This is a genomic window from Williamsia muralis (assembly GCF_002735905.1).
GTDB classification, from domain to species: Bacteria; Actinomycetota; Actinomycetes; order Mycobacteriales; family Mycobacteriaceae; genus Williamsia; species Williamsia muralis_A.
Genome location: NZ_PEBD01000004.1, coordinates 1,255,621 through 1,268,972 on the forward strand (window position 1 = coordinate 1,255,621; position 13,352 = coordinate 1,268,972).

A 13,352-nucleotide genomic window follows, 5' to 3' on the forward strand; every position below is an offset into this window, starting at 1 on the left:
CAGGCACCGCTGACCAATCGACCACGCATGTGCGAGGACCTCCATGATCAAGACATCGTCGTTTGCCGCCGGTTGGGTGGGTGGTGCCGAGCTCGTCGGCGCAGGGCCCACGCACGACGTCATCGATCCGGCCACCGGTATATCTGTCGCCTCCACGTCCCTCGCCTCGGCGCGGGACGTGGACACCGCGGTGGACGTCGCACGAGATGCGCTGCGGGACTGGGCGTCCGCGACACCGGCGCATCGTGGTGCGGTGCTGGCCGAGCTCGCATCCGCGATGTCGGCGGCGGCCGACGCCCTCGCGGCCGAAGAGGTGAGTCACACCGGAAAGCCCATCCGGCTCGCCACCGAGTTCGACGTGCCCGGATGCGTCGACAACACCACCTTCTTTGCGGGTCTGGCCCGCAATCTGGAAGGGAAGGCGACGGCGGAGTACTCCGGTGAGCACACCTCATCCATCCGGCGCGAACCAGTCGGTGTGGTCGGGTCGATCACGCCGTGGAACTATCCGTTGCAGATGGCGGTCTGGAAGGTCATGCCTGCATTGGCCGCCGGATGCACCGTGGTTCTCAAGCCCGCCGAACTCACGCCGCTGACCACGTTGACGTTGGCCCGCCTGGCCACGGAGGCCGGAGTGCCAGACGGGGTGTTCAACGTGTTGACCGGCACCGGCGCTGAGGTGGGCGCCGCCATCGCCGGCCATGCCGGCGTCGACGTGGTCACCTTCACCGGATCGACGGGGGTCGGCCGTCAGGTGATGGCTCAGGCATCAGTTCACGGCACCCGCGTGCAGTTGGAACTGGGGGGCAAGGCCCCGCTGGTGGTGTTCGATGATGCCGACCTCGAGGCAGCCGTCCACGGCGCGGTCGCCGGGGCATTGATCAACTCCGGCCAGGACTGCACCGCCGCCACGCGAGCCATCGTGGCTCGACCCCTGTACGACGACTTCGTGGCCGGTGTGGCCGAGTTGATGTCCGCCGTGAGGGTGGGTGATCCCACCGATCCGGCGACCGACATGGGCCCACTCATCTCGGCTGCCCATCGCGACAAGGTGTCGGCGATGGTGGATCGCGCCCGCGACGGTGGCATCCGGGTGGTCACCGGCGGCACCGTTCCAGCGGGCCCGGGCGCCTTCTATCTGCCGACCCTGCTCGCCGACGTACCCGAGGATGCCGAGGTGTACCGAGACGAGGTCTTCGGCCCCGTACTGACTGTAAGTGCCTTCGACGACGATGACGATGCACTGCGCCGCGCCAACGACACCGTGTACGGGTTGGCCGCATCTGCATGGACCCGCGATCTGTACCGCGCTCAGCGTGCTTCCCGCGAGATTCGCGCCGGATGCGTGTGGATCAACGACCACATCCCGATCATCAGCGAGATGCCGCACGGCGGAGTCGGTGCGTCCGGATTCGGCAAGGACATGTCCACCTACTCGCTGGACGAATACCTCACCATCAAACACGTGATGAGCGACATCACAGGAGTAGCGCAAAAACCATGGCACCGAACAATCTTCAGCCTGCCGCAGTAGAGAAGTCCGCGGCCTGGGCATCCTCGCCCACCGCCCGGGGAACGGCCGTGGTAGCCGAGGCGGCGCCGGCGCCCTTCTGGCTCGACCGGCCCGAACGTCCCGTTGCACGGGGACGGCTGAGCGGATCGACGGCTGCGGACCTGGCGATCGTCGGCGGTGGGTTCACCGGACTGTGGGCAGCGGTACAGGCGGCCGAGGCAGATCCTGCGCGGTCGGTCATCCTGCTCGAGGGCGCGTGGATCGCCGAAGGAGCGTCTGGACGCAACGGCGGGTTCTGTTCGGCCAGTCTGACCCATGGCCTGGTGAACGGACTGGACCGCTACGCCGATGAGTTGCCCGAGCTGCTCCGGATGGGTGTGGAGACACTCGATGAGATCGAAGCTGCGATGCGGCGCCTGGGCATCGACGCCGACGCAGAGCGCAACGGTGAGCTCGACATCGCCAATTTCCAGTGGCAAGTAGACGGTCTGAAAGACGTTGCGCGTCAAGGTCAAAGCCTCGACCAGCCGTTGCGATTCCTCGATGGCGACGAGCTCGCCCGCCACATCTCGAGCCCGATGGCTCACGGGGCGGTCTACGACCCCGACGTGATCTTGGTCGATCCCGCGCGCCTCGCCTGGGGTCTGGCCGCGGCAGCCGAACGCCTTGGCGTCCGCGTGTACGAACACAGCGAGGTCACCGATCTCCGTTCCGTGGGTGACCGTGTGCACCTGCAGACGGGCTACGGCACGGTCGATGCAGCGAAGGTGATACTGGCGACGGCTGCATCAAAACCCCTGCGCCGCAAGCTCGGTTATCTGATGGTTCCGGTCTGGGACTACGCAATCATGACCGAGCCGCTCACCGATCCACAGCTCGCGGCCATCGGCTGGACGGGTCGCCAGGGACTTGCCGACTCGGGCAACCGTTTCCACTACTTCCGGCTCACCGCCGACAACCGCATCCTGTTCGGCGGCTGGGATGCGATCTACCACTACGGTTCGGACACCGATCCCCGGCATGCCCAGCGCCCGGCGGAATTCGCCCTGTTGGCCGAACATTTATTGCAGGTGTTCCCGCAGCTGGAAGGGATCAAGGCCAGCCACGCCTGGGGAGGCGTGATCGACACCTGCTCGCGGTTCAGCAACTTCTGGGACGTGAGCATGGGCGGCAAGGCGGTGTCCGTACTCGGTTTCACCGGGCTCGGTGTCGGGGCCTCACACTTCGGGGCGCGTACGGCGCTCGACCTGGTCGACGGCAAGGACACCGAACGAACCCGGCTGAAGATGGTGCAGAAAAAGCCGCTGCCCTTCCCGCCGGAGCCGTTGCGGTGGTTCGGGATCACCGTCACCCGCCATGAGTTCGGGCGTGCCGACCGCAATCAGGGCCGACGGGGCCTGTGGCTCAAGACCATGGACGCGCTGGGCCTCGGCTTCGACTCCTGACCCACCAAGATCGGGCTGGTCAGGGCGTGAAATCCTTTGGTACGACGATGATCGGCGCATCGGTGTTCCTCAGGATGCGGGCCGACATGGAACCCAGGAAAGCCCGACGTGGGGGAGCAAGCCGTCCTGACCCGATCACCACGACATCTCCGGGCCCCCAGCGCAATTCGTCGAGCGCTTCCTCGACCGTGTCGCCGTCGGCGACAAGCGATTCGATGCCGACGGCCCCGCCACAACTTTCTTCGGCGAGCCTGAGGTTGGCCTGCGCCGCGGCGACGTGGCGGGCGCGAACCTCGGATGAACCGTCGTCGGTACCGGCGTATCCGTCGTGAGAGACCAGCGACAGGAGACGAAGATTCAATCCGCCTTCCCGTGCGAGGCCGAGGGCAAACGGGAGCGGATTGTCTTTTGACTCCGTAGTCGGCACGGCCACAGTCAACGTGTCGATGGTGGGGATGTCGACGCGGCTGTATCCGCGGGGCGCCAGAGCGATCGGGACCGGTGAGGCGTGGGTCAGAGCCGACGAGATGGTTCCGAGGGTGTGTTTGCCCAGGATTCCGTCGCTCGTGCCGCCCACCACGATCATCGCTGCCTTGGTCTCGAGAGCGAACTCGATGAGACACTGGGGGAACGATTCGGCGACCGGGGTGTGCGTCTTCACATCGATGCCGTCTGGGATGTCCTCGACCACCTCGTCGAGCCACTGCTGTGCTTTCCGAACCAGCGCCTCTTGGTAGCTCGTCCGACCCGGTGAACCATCCGGCTCGGTTGCACGCACCACGCAGACGAGGTCGATCGCGGCCCCGGTGGCACGGGCGATGGCGATGGCGAGGTTCACCCCGTCATCACCGGTGTCGGTGTAGAGGTAACCCACTGTCAATCTCATGAGTGTGAACCGGCTTTCGTTGCAGGCGTTGTGGTCAGGGTTCGAGCGGGCACTGCGGGTGCGGACGGCTGCCCGACCTCAGTACACATCAGGGACTTTGACTTCGGTGCGGGCATTGAGCGTCTTGCCCTTCCAGAAGTCCTTCGGCCCGAAGGCGAAGCACAGCAACATCAGTGGGATACCGAGCACCAACATGCCCACACCCATGACGAACACGCCGCCGACGCCGCCGACAGAGGTGTACCCGTAGTCGATCGAGTACATGTCGATCGCGCTCTTGATGAAGGCCCACGTCATCGCAAGGGCGCCCAGAAGCGGGAAGATGCCGCGGAAGAACAGGTTTCGGACAGATGTGAACAGTGTCTTGCGGAAGTACCAGACGCAGGCATACGCGGTGATCCCGTAGTAGAAGGCGACAGCCAGGCCCAGAGATGCCACCGAGTCGCCGAGGGTGTTGGCGCTGACGAGTGACAACACGAGGTAGAACGCGAGCGCCGCCCCGCCCATGACGGCTGTGCCGAATGCCGGTGTCATGTAACGGGGATGGATGGTTGCGAAACGTTTGGGGATCGCCCCGTAGACGGCCATGGAGAGCGTTCCGCGGGCGGTCGGCAGGATGGTGGATTGTGTGGACGACAGCGCTGATATCGACACGGTGAGCAGCAGCAGTGCCGAGAGCACGGCCCCGGCAACCGGATCGCCGAGGATGGTCAGCACGTCGTCGGCGTTCTCTTCGTTGTTCAGGCCGATGCCGGTGTCGCCGAATCCGGCAAACGACTGGATGGCGTAGGCAACCAGGACGTAGGTGCAGACCAGGATGACCGTGGTGAGGACGGCAGCGCGGCCCGGTGTTTTCGCGGAGTCCTTGGTCTCCTCTCCGACGGCCAGGCAGGCGTCCCAGCCCCAGTAGATGAAGATGCAGAGGATGACGGCTTCGGCGATCGCGGACGAACTGAGGCCACTCGGCCACAGCCAGCTGAGCTCGGGGTTGATCGCCTGTGGGCCGGCCTTGTCGAGCCCGACCTTGACGAGGGCGATCACGCTGGCGGTGATGAGGACACCGAACTGGACGGCGATCAGGACGTTCTGCATCCGCTCGCTGATGACGATGCCGCGGATGCTGACCCAGGTCATCATCACGATCAGGGCGCTGCCCAGCAGCACCTTGATCCAGATGTTCTCGGCCCAGGAATCGAGGTGGAGGAACCGCAGCAGGTAGACGCCGGCGACCTCGGCCACGTTGGCGAGCACGATGATCGCCGACACCGCCAGACCCCAGCCGCCGATCCAGCCGACGAAGGGCCCGAATGCCTTGGTGCCCCACGTGAACGTGGTGCCGCAGTCGGGAGTGTCCTGGCCGAGCTCGCGATAGGCGAACGCGATCAGCAGCATGGGGATGAAGGCGAGCACGAACATGGCCGGAGCCTTTTCGTGCACTGCTGCGACGACAAAACCGAGAGTGGCGGCAAGGCTGTAGGCGGGTGCCACGGCTGACAGGCCGATGACGACGTTGCCCACCAATCCCAGTGAGCCGGCGCGCAGACCCTTGTCTGAGACGGCGGTACCGGGTGCTTCCGAAATGGCCATGGGTATCTCCGGACGGTGAGGGGATCGAACATGCTTACCGTACGGTTTCGACAGTCAAACCGCGCCACAACAACGAAATTGTTTCCAGATCAGTAACACAACGACTGATTTAGTTGACGAACCCGCCACGGACCCGCCTATCGGCTCGTCTCGTGGACTTCATGGTGGACAGCGCCGCGCACGCCCATTTGCCCCCGTTGATCCGACGTGGATCGATAGAGGACCATTGTCTGTTGTGAACGCTCCGAAGAATGCCACCGCCATCGACCCCGACGACATCGGTTTTCGTATCGACCCCGTGCTGGCGCGCAGCTGGCTCCTGGTGAACGGTCTGCAGTACGAGAGGTTTCAGGCTGCTGTCCAGTCGCGTGCCGACATCGTCGTTCTCGACATCGAGGACGCCGTCGCCCCGAGGGACAAGGTGGCCGCCCGCGAGAACGTGGTCCGCTGGCTCGGGGACGGAAATCGTGACTGGGTACGTGTCAACGGCTTCGGTACGCAGTGGTGGGCCGACGATCTCGACGCGCTGGGCAAGGTGACGGTCGGAGGCGTGATGCTGGCCATGGTCGAGTCGGTCGACCACGTGACCGAGACAGCCAAACGACTGCCGGGTGTGCCCATCGTCGCGCTGGTCGAGACCGCTCGCGGCTTGGAGCGGATCAGCGAGATCGCCTCGGCGAAGGGCACTTTCAGACTGGCCTTCGGTATCGGTGATTTCCGGCGCGACACCGGTTTCGGCGATCAGCCCGCCACGCTCGCGTACGCCCGATCGCGCTTCACCATCGCCGCGAAAGCTGCCCACCTGCCGAGTGCGATCGACGGGCCCACGGTCGGGTCGTCGGCACTCAAGCTGAGCGAGGCCACGGCCGTGAGCGCCGAGTTCGGGATGACAGGAAAGATCTGCCTCACGCCCGACCAGTGCGCAGCGGTCAACGAGGGTCTCTCACCTTCGCACGAGGAGATCGCCTGGGCATTGGAATTCTTCGCCGAGTTCGAACGTGACGGCGGCGAGATCCGCAACGGGTCCGACCTGCCACGCATTGCCCGCGGCACCAAGATCCTCGACCTCGCGCGCGCCTACGGCATCGAGTTCAGCGAAGAATACGACGACCCCGACCACATGCCTGCCCCGTCGGACACCTACCACTACTGAACCGGCCCCGGACAGCACAATGGCCGTCACCTGGAGGTGACGGCCACTGCGTGTATCGGAACTTGCCGAGATCAGCGGGCAAACATCAACGCGCGCTTGACTTCCTGGATTGCCTGGGTCACCTGGATGCCGCGGGGGCAGGCGTCTGTGCAGTTGAAGGTGGTGCGGCAACGCCACACGCCGTCGACCTCGTTGAGGATGTCCAGACGTTCTGCGGCACCTTCGTCGCGGCTGTCGAAGATGAAGCGGTGAGCGTTGACGATGGCTGCGGGACCGAAGTAGCTGCCCTCGCTCCAGTACACCGGGCAACTGGTGGTGCAGCAGGCACACAGGATGCACTTGGTGGTGTCGTCGAACCGTGCGCGGTCGGTCTGACTCTGGATGCGCTCACGGGTCGGCTCGTTGCCGCTGGTCATCAGGAACGGCTTGACGGCACGGTAGGCGTCGAAGAACGGTTCCATGTTCACCACGAGATCCTTCTCCACGGGCAGACCGCGGATCGGCTCGATGGTGATCGTGATTTCCTTGGACTTGTCCTTGGGGAGCATGTCCTTCATCAGCAGCTTGCAGGCCAGCCGGTTCACACCGTTGATTCGCATGGCATCGGAACCACACACCCCGTGGGCGCACGACCGACGGAACGTCAGCGTGCCGTCGAGGTAGCCCTTGACGTAGTGCAGCAGGTTCAGCAGGCGGTCGGTCTGCAACGCCGGAACCCGGAAGCTCTCGAAACCCTGTGCGTCCGGATCTTCCGGGTTGAACCGGCGGATCTTCAGGGTGACCATGGTCGCCTCGTCGGGGACCGGGGGGAGTGCGGGGCCGTCGGGAGCTTCGCCGGCGGCGACATCGGTGGTTATGGTCATCAGTACTTCCGCTCCATCGGCTCGTAACGGGTCTGGACCACTGGCTTGTAGTCCAACTCGATGTCGGAGAGAAGGGTGTCGCCCTTCTTGTATGCCATCGTGTGCCGCATGTAGTTGGTGTCGTCGCGATCGGGGTAGTCCTCGCGGGCGTGGCCGCCGCGCGATTCCTTCCGGTTCAGCGCTCCGACCACGGTGACCTCGGCCATCTCCAGGAGGAAGCCGAGTTCGATGGCCTCGAGCAGGTCGCTGTTGAAGCGCTTGCCCTTGTCGTGAACACGAATGTGGTTGTAGCGCTCCTTGAATCCGTGGATGTCGGTGAGTGCTTGTTTGAGGGTCTCTTCGGTACGGAACACCGAGGCGTTCGCGTCCATCGAGGCCTGCAGCTCGGTACGGATGTCGGCGACACGCTCGTGTCCGTGCTCGGAGAGAATGGTCTCGAGCCAGCCGTCGACCATCTTGGTCGGCTCCTCGGGCATCTCGTAAAAGTCCGTGTTGAGCGCGTACTCGGCCGCTGCGATTCCGGCGCGACGGCCGAAGACGTTGATGTCGAGGAGCGAGTTGGTGCCGAGGCGGTTCGCACCGTGGACCGAGACGCATGCACATTCACCGGCGGCGTACAGCCCGTGCACGACCTCGTCGTTGTTCGCCAGTACCTCGCCGTTGATCTTGGTGGGGATACCACCCATGACGTAATGGCAGGTGGGGAACACGGGGACGTACTCGGTGACCGGATCGACGCCGAGATACGTGCGAGCGAACTCGGTGATGTCGGGCAGTTTCTCGTTGAGGACTTCCTCGCCGAGGTGGGTCACGTCGATGTAGACGTAGTCCTTGTTCGGTCCGGCGCCGCGGCCCTCGAGAACCTCCAGAACCATGGAGCGGGCGACGATGTCGCGGGGAGCGAGGTCCTTGATGGTGGGGGCGTAGCGCTCCATGAACCGCTCACCGTCCACGTTGCGGAGGATGCCGCCCTCACCGCGTACGGCTTCGGAGATCAGGATGCCCAGACCGGCAAGACCTGTCGGGTGGAACTGGTGGAACTCCATGTCCTCCAGCGGCAGACCCTTGCGGAAGACGATGCCCATACCGTCACCGGTGAGGGTGTGCGCGTTGGACGTGGTCTTGTACATGCGTCCCGAACCGCCGGTCGCGAAGACGATCGACTTGGCGTGGAAGACGTGGATCTCACCGGTGGCCAGTTCGTAGGCGACCACACCGGTGGCAACCTTCTCGCCCTTGTCGTTCTCGGTGAGGCAGATGTCGAGCGCGTAGAACTCGTTGAAGAACTCGACATCGTGCTTGACGCAGTTCTGGTAGAGCGTCTGCAAGATCATGTGGCCCGTGCGGTCGGCCGCGTAGCAGGCGCGACGGACGGGGCTCTTGCCGTGGTCGCGGGTGTGCCCGCCGAATCGACGCTGGTCGATCTTGCCCTCGGGGGTCCTGTTGAACGGCAGGCCCATCTTCTCCAGATCGAGGACGGCGTCGATCGCCTCCTTGGCCATGATCTCGACCGCGTCCTGGTCGGCGAGGTAGTCGCCGCCCTTGACGGTGTCGAAGGTGTGCCACTCCCAGTTGTCCTCTTCGACGTTGGCCAGAGCGGCGCACATGCCGCCCTGCGCAGCGCCGGTGTGGCTACGGGTGGGGTAGAGCTTGGTCAGCACAGCTGTTCGGGTGCGCGGACCGGCCTCGATGGCCGCGCGCATCCCGGCGCCGCCGGCGCCGACGATCACCACGTCGTAACGGTGTTCCTGCATCTATGGCTTCTCTCTCATCAGTGTCACCGGATGCGGCCGGTGGGTGCTCGCCGGAGGCATGCGGGTCGTGGCCGGAAGGCGGATCGGGTCAGCCCACGCTCGTGATGTCGAAGGTGAGCAGGGCGTACGTGCCCGTGAGCAGCACCAGGATCATCGACAGCGCCAGCAGGACGTTCAGCCAGAAACGTGTCGAGTCTTTTCGCGAGTAGTCCGCGATCACCGTACGGACACCGTTGCCGCCGTGTAGCTGGGCCAGCCACAGCATCGAGATGTCCCAGACCTGCCAGAACGGTTCTTTCCAGCGCGCCGCGACGAACGAGGCGTCGATCCGGTGAACACCGTCGTCCCAGGCCAACATGATGAACATGTGGCCGATGGTCAGGATGATCAGCGCGAGGCCGGAGAAGCGCATGAAGAGCCATGCGTTCTTCTCGAAGTTGCCGCCCTTGGGGCGGCGCGGTGAGCGCGGGTTGTCCAGACTGGCCGGCCGGTCGTGGTCGGTGCCATACGTCTTGGCCATCCGGGGGGTTTGTGATGTGGTCATCGTCCGGCCTCCCTAGATGTGTTCCACGATGAGCTGCAGCAACCGGACCGTCGCCGCGCCGAACAGGATGACGAACAGGCCCAGAATGATCCACAGCATCTGACGCTGGTATTTGGGGCCCTTCGACCAGAAGTCGATCAGGATGATGCGAACGCCGTTGAGAGCGTGGTAGAGCACACACGCCACTAGGCCGATTTCCATCAGGCCGACAATCGGGTTCTTGTACGTCTCGATGATCTCGGAGTACTTGTCGGGGTCGATCCGGATCACTGCCGTATCGAGCACGTGTACAAAGAGGAAAAAGAAGATCGAGACACCGGTGATCCGGTGCAGTACCCAGGACCACATGCCTGGGTCACCCCGATACAGGGAACGTTTGCGCACCGGGGCGGGCGCGGTCTCTGTAGGAATGCTCATCGAGAAATTGGCCTCCAACATCGTTGATGGACGCGTCGAGCGCGGTTCCGGCAGCTCGATCGTGGACCCACAAAACAAACCTTAAACCTAAGCTGAACGAGGGTGGAATCCTCCCCGAGTCGACAAGAGCCCCAAGGCATCTCGAATTAGGGTTGCCTTACCATTCTTCACATGTCAGGCGCGGATGCGTCCGTGCTGTCCGCCGCGAGCGAAAGGCTGCGAAATGTCGGCCAATATCGATTGGAATCTATTGCGGGACAGAGCAATAGAGGTGATGAAGGGTGCCTACGTCCCCTACTCGCGGTACCCCGTGGGCGCTGCCGCCCTAGTCGACGACGGGCGAATTGTTACCGGTTGCAATGTGGAAAATGTCTCATATGGTTTAGGGCTCTGCGCCGAGTGCACGCTGGCCGGAAACCTCCACGTTTCCGGTGGTGGGCGCCTCGTGGCGCTCAGTTGCACCGACAGCCGGGGGCAGATCCTGATGCCCTGTGGGCGCTGTCGCCAAGTGTTGCTCGAGCACGGCGGGGCGACGATGCTGATCGATCACCGCGATGGTCCCAAGCCGTTGGGCGTTCTGCTGCCGGACTCGTTCGGGCCCGCCGATCTCGAGGCCGGCCGAGTGGTCGATGGCGGAGCGGTTGATGGCGGAGTGGTCGATGGGGCTGACGAGAACAAGGAGGTCGATGATGCCTGAGATCCACGACGCGGTCACGGTGATCGCCACCAAACGAGACGGTCACGCGTTGACCGACGGGCAGATCGACTGGGTCATCGATGCGTTCACCCACGGGTCGGTGCACGCGGAGCAGATGTCGGCCCTCGCGATGGCGATCCTGTTGCGCGGCATGAATCGCCGTGAGATCGCCCGTTGGACGGCGGCGATGATGAACTCCGGAGAACGGATGGACTTCACCCATCTCCGGCGCGACGGCAAGAAACTGAAGACCGTCGACAAGCACTCGACAGGTGGGGTGGGGGACAAGATCACGTTGCCGCTGGCGCCGCTCGTCGCGTCCTTCGGCGTCGCGGTGCCGCAACTGTCCGGGCGCGGACTGGGGCACACCGGTGGCACGTTGGACAAGCTCGAGGCCATCGCCGGCTGGCGAGCGGACCTGACGAACGACGAGATCGTCGCGCAGCTCGAGTCCGTCGGCGCCGTGATCTGCGCCGCGGGTTCAACTCTGGCCCCGGCCGACAAGAAGCTCTATGCGCTGCGCGACGTCACGGGGACAGTCGAATCGATTCCGCTGATCGCGAGTTCGATCATGAGCAAGAAGATCGCGGAGGGAACCGGCGCGCTGGTGCTGGACGTCAAGGTCGGCTCCGGTGCCTTCATGAAGTCCGAGGCCGATGCACGCGAGCTGGCCGAGACCATGGTGGAGCTGGGTGACCAAGCAGGTGTGCGCACCTCGGCTCTGCTGACCTCGATGTCAGAGCCTTTGGGGCTGACGGCAGGGAACGCGCTGGAGGTCGCAGAATCCCTTGACGTTCTCGCCGGTGGCGGACCGCCCGACGTCGTCGAACTCACGGTGGCATTGGCGGCCGCCATGCTCGACGCCGCAGGGATCACCGGGGTGGATCCGGCGGACAACCTTTCGAACGGCAAGGCGATGGACGTCTGGGACGCGATGATCCGGGCCCAGGGTGGCGACCCGCGCGCGCCGCTGCCCGTGGCCACCGAGTCCGAGGTCATCCGCGCGCAGACCGCCGGGGTGGTCGAAACGATCGATGCCATGGCTGTCGGCGTGGCCGCGTGGCGACTGGGTGCGGGCCGGGAACGGCAGGGCGAAGCAGTCCAGGCGGAGGCCGGTGTGAAGCTCCATGTGAGCGCCGGCGACCGGGTGGCCGTGGGCGACCCGCTGTTCACCATGTACACCGGAACGCCGCAACGTTTTGCTGCCGGGTCGGCGGCACTGGCCGAGGCCGCCGTGATCGGTTCGACAGCGCCGCAAGCCCGGTCGCGGGTGATCGATCGGGTTACCGTCGACACATGACACCCGCGCCGCTGGACTTGCCGACGATCTCCCTCGCGCCGAAGGTGCTCCTGCACGACCATCTCGACGGCGGACTGCGCCCGGGAACCGTGCTGGAGTTGGCACGGGATGTGGGTTACGACGATCTGCCCGCCGAGGACGTCCCCGGCCTGGCCTCGTGGTTCCGCGAAGCCGCCGACAGCGGATCCTTGGTGCGGTACCTCGAGACGTTCACACACACCGTTGCGGTGATGCAGACGGCCGCGGCACTGGAACGGGTGGCCCGTGAATGCGCCGAAGACCTCGCCGACGACGGGGTGGTGTACGCGGAGGTCCGCTTCGCCCCTGAACAACATCTGGAAGCCGGCCTGACCCTCGACGAGGTTGTCGAGGCCGTGCTGCGAGGATTCGCCGACGGCACCGCACACGCGGCAGACCGGGGCCGGAAGATCCAGGTGCGCACTCTGGTGACCGCGATGCGGCACGCCGCTCGGTCGAGGGAGATCGCCGAATTGGCAGTGCGATTCCGTCACCGCGGCGTCGCGGGCTTCGACATCGCGGGCGCCGAGGCCGGTTACCCGCCGAGCAGGCATCTCGATGCGTTCGAGTACATGCGGGCGAACAACGCACCCTTCACCATCCATGCCGGTGAGGCGTTCGGACTGCCGTCGATCCACGAGGCGATCAGCTTCTGCGGTGCCGATCGCCTCGGGCATGGGGTCCGGGTGATCGAGGACATCGTCCTGCCGCCCGGCACCGATCTCGCGGCAGGCGCATTCCCCGACGCCCAACTGGGCGATGTGGCGAACTACGTGCGCGACAAGCGGATTCCGCTGGAACTGTGTCCGAGCAGCAACGTCCAGACCGGTGCCGTCGAGAGTCTGGTAACTCATCCGTTCAACGTGTTGGCCCGATTGCGGTTCCGGGTGACGGTGAACACCGACAACCGGCTGATGAGTGACACCACCATGAGCCGGGAGTGCAAGGTGCTCGTCGACCAGTTCGACTACGGCTGGGCCGACCTCGAACGGTTCACGGTGAACGCGATGAAGTCGGCGTTCATCCACTTCGATGAACGACTTGCCATCATCGACGACGTCATCAAGCCGGGGTACGCGGTCCTCATCGGCTGAACGCCGTCGACCGGGCCGTTATCACCGTCGACCGGGCCGTTATTGCCGTCGAGCGGGCCGTTACTGCCGTCGACCGGGCCG

Annotated in this window: 11 protein-coding genes and 1 pseudogene; 6 read left to right on the forward strand and 6 right to left on the reverse strand. The window is 64.8% G+C overall.

The annotated features are described in order from the left end of the window. The first annotated feature begins 43 nt into the window (after positions 1-43). Positions 44-1,534, forward strand: a complete 1,491-nt coding sequence (locus CSW57_RS06560) for an aminobutyraldehyde dehydrogenase (RefSeq protein WP_099381900.1) — start codon at positions 44-46, stop codon at positions 1,532-1,534. Beyond that, positions 1,501-2,958, forward strand: coding sequence for an NAD(P)/FAD-dependent oxidoreductase (locus tag CSW57_RS06565; RefSeq protein ID WP_099381901.1), 1,458 nt, complete (start codon positions 1,501-1,503; stop codon positions 2,956-2,958). The genes CSW57_RS06560 and CSW57_RS06565 overlap by 34 nt, the downstream gene beginning before the upstream one ends. Before the next feature lie 19 nt (positions 2,959-2,977). Here the strand turns inward: CSW57_RS06565 and CSW57_RS06570 are convergent, their stop codons facing one another. Both CSW57_RS06570 and CSW57_RS06575 read right to left on the reverse strand, forming a co-directional pair. Continuing rightward, the gene (locus CSW57_RS06570; protein WP_099381902.1) at positions 2,978-3,844 is read right to left on the reverse strand and encodes a universal stress protein; all 867 of its coding nucleotides are present in this window, start codon (positions 3,842-3,844) and stop codon (positions 2,978-2,980) included. Positions 3,845-3,922: 78 nt separating this feature from the next. After that, positions 3,923-5,431 carry an APC family permease gene (locus tag CSW57_RS06575; protein ID WP_099381903.1) on the reverse strand — a complete coding sequence of 503 codons (1,509 nt, stop codon included), beginning with the start codon at positions 5,429-5,431 and terminating at the stop codon, positions 3,923-3,925. Positions 5,432-5,666: 235 nt separating this feature from the next. On the opposite strand from CSW57_RS06575, the gene CSW57_RS06580 reads away from it, so the two are divergent. Next, positions 5,667-6,584, forward strand: coding sequence for an HpcH/HpaI aldolase/citrate lyase family protein (locus CSW57_RS06580; RefSeq protein WP_099381904.1), 918 nt, complete (start codon positions 5,667-5,669; stop codon positions 6,582-6,584). Positions 6,585-6,655: 71 nt separating this feature from the next. Here CSW57_RS06580 and CSW57_RS06585 read toward each other — a convergent pair whose 3' ends face one another. From CSW57_RS06585 to sdhC, 4 genes are all read right to left on the reverse strand, one after another. After that, a complete protein-coding gene (locus CSW57_RS06585; RefSeq protein WP_099381905.1) occupies positions 6,656-7,447 on the reverse strand; it encodes a succinate dehydrogenase iron-sulfur subunit in 792 nt (263 codons plus the stop codon). Continuing rightward, positions 7,447-9,201 (reverse strand): succinate dehydrogenase flavoprotein subunit, encoded by a 1,755-nt coding sequence (gene sdhA / locus CSW57_RS06590; RefSeq protein WP_099381906.1) that lies wholly within the window; start codon positions 9,199-9,201, stop codon positions 7,447-7,449. The genes CSW57_RS06585 and sdhA overlap by 1 nt, the downstream gene beginning before the upstream one ends. Positions 9,202-9,289: 88 nt before the next feature. Then, entirely contained in the window at positions 9,290-9,745 is a 456-nt protein-coding gene (locus CSW57_RS06595) for a succinate dehydrogenase hydrophobic membrane anchor subunit (protein WP_099381907.1), read from the reverse strand. 12 nt (positions 9,746-9,757) lie between these two features. Beyond that, positions 9,758-10,162: a succinate dehydrogenase, cytochrome b556 subunit gene (sdhC, locus tag CSW57_RS06600; protein ID WP_038254497.1), complete on the reverse strand. Its 405-nt coding sequence runs from the start codon at positions 10,160-10,162 to the stop codon at positions 9,758-9,760. 223 nt (positions 10,163-10,385) lie between these two features. On the opposite strand from sdhC, the pseudogene CSW57_RS06605 reads away from it, so the two are divergent. From CSW57_RS06605 to CSW57_RS06615, 3 genes and pseudogenes are all read left to right on the forward strand, one after another. Continuing rightward, positions 10,386-10,787: pseudogene (locus CSW57_RS06605) on the forward strand (cytidine deaminase); the annotation flags it as partial. 61 nt (positions 10,788-10,848) lie between these two features. Then, on the forward strand, positions 10,849-12,159 hold the full coding sequence (locus tag CSW57_RS06610) for a thymidine phosphorylase (protein WP_099381909.1): 1,311 nt from the start codon (positions 10,849-10,851) through the stop codon (positions 12,157-12,159). Beyond that, positions 12,156-13,271: an adenosine deaminase gene (locus CSW57_RS06615; RefSeq protein ID WP_099381910.1), complete on the forward strand. Its 1,116-nt coding sequence runs from the start codon at positions 12,156-12,158 to the stop codon at positions 13,269-13,271. The genes CSW57_RS06610 and CSW57_RS06615 overlap by 4 nt, the downstream gene beginning before the upstream one ends. Positions 13,272-13,352: the final 81 nt, after the last annotated feature.

Coding starts and splice junctions, on each gene's coding strand:
- CSW57_RS06560 (WP_099381900.1), top strand. CDS start 44: ATGATCAAGACATCGTCGTTTGCCGCCGGTTGGGTGGGTGGTGCCGAG.
- CSW57_RS06565 (WP_099381901.1), top strand. CDS start 1,501: ATGGCACCGAACAATCTTCAGCCTGCCGCAGTAGAGAAGTCCGCGGCC.
- CSW57_RS06570 (WP_099381902.1), bottom strand. CDS start 3,844: ATGAGATTGACAGTGGGTTACCTCTACACCGACACCGGTGATGACGGG.
- CSW57_RS06575 (WP_099381903.1), bottom strand. CDS start 5,431: ATGGCCATTTCGGAAGCACCCGGTACCGCCGTCTCAGACAAGGGTCTG.
- CSW57_RS06585 (WP_099381905.1), bottom strand. CDS start 7,447: ATGACCATAACCACCGATGTCGCCGCCGGCGAAGCTCCCGACGGCCCC.
- sdhA (WP_099381906.1), bottom strand. CDS start 9,201: ATGCAGGAACACCGTTACGACGTGGTGATCGTCGGCGCCGGCGGCGCC.
- CSW57_RS06595 (WP_099381907.1), bottom strand. CDS start 9,745: ATGACCACATCACAAACCCCCCGGATGGCCAAGACGTATGGCACCGAC.
- sdhC (WP_038254497.1), bottom strand. CDS start 10,162: ATGAGCATTCCTACAGAGACCGCGCCCGCCCCGGTGCGCAAACGTTCC.
- CSW57_RS06610 (WP_099381909.1), top strand. CDS start 10,849: ATGATGCCTGAGATCCACGACGCGGTCACGGTGATCGCCACCAAACGA.
- CSW57_RS06615 (WP_099381910.1), top strand. CDS start 12,156: ATGACACCCGCGCCGCTGGACTTGCCGACGATCTCCCTCGCGCCGAAG.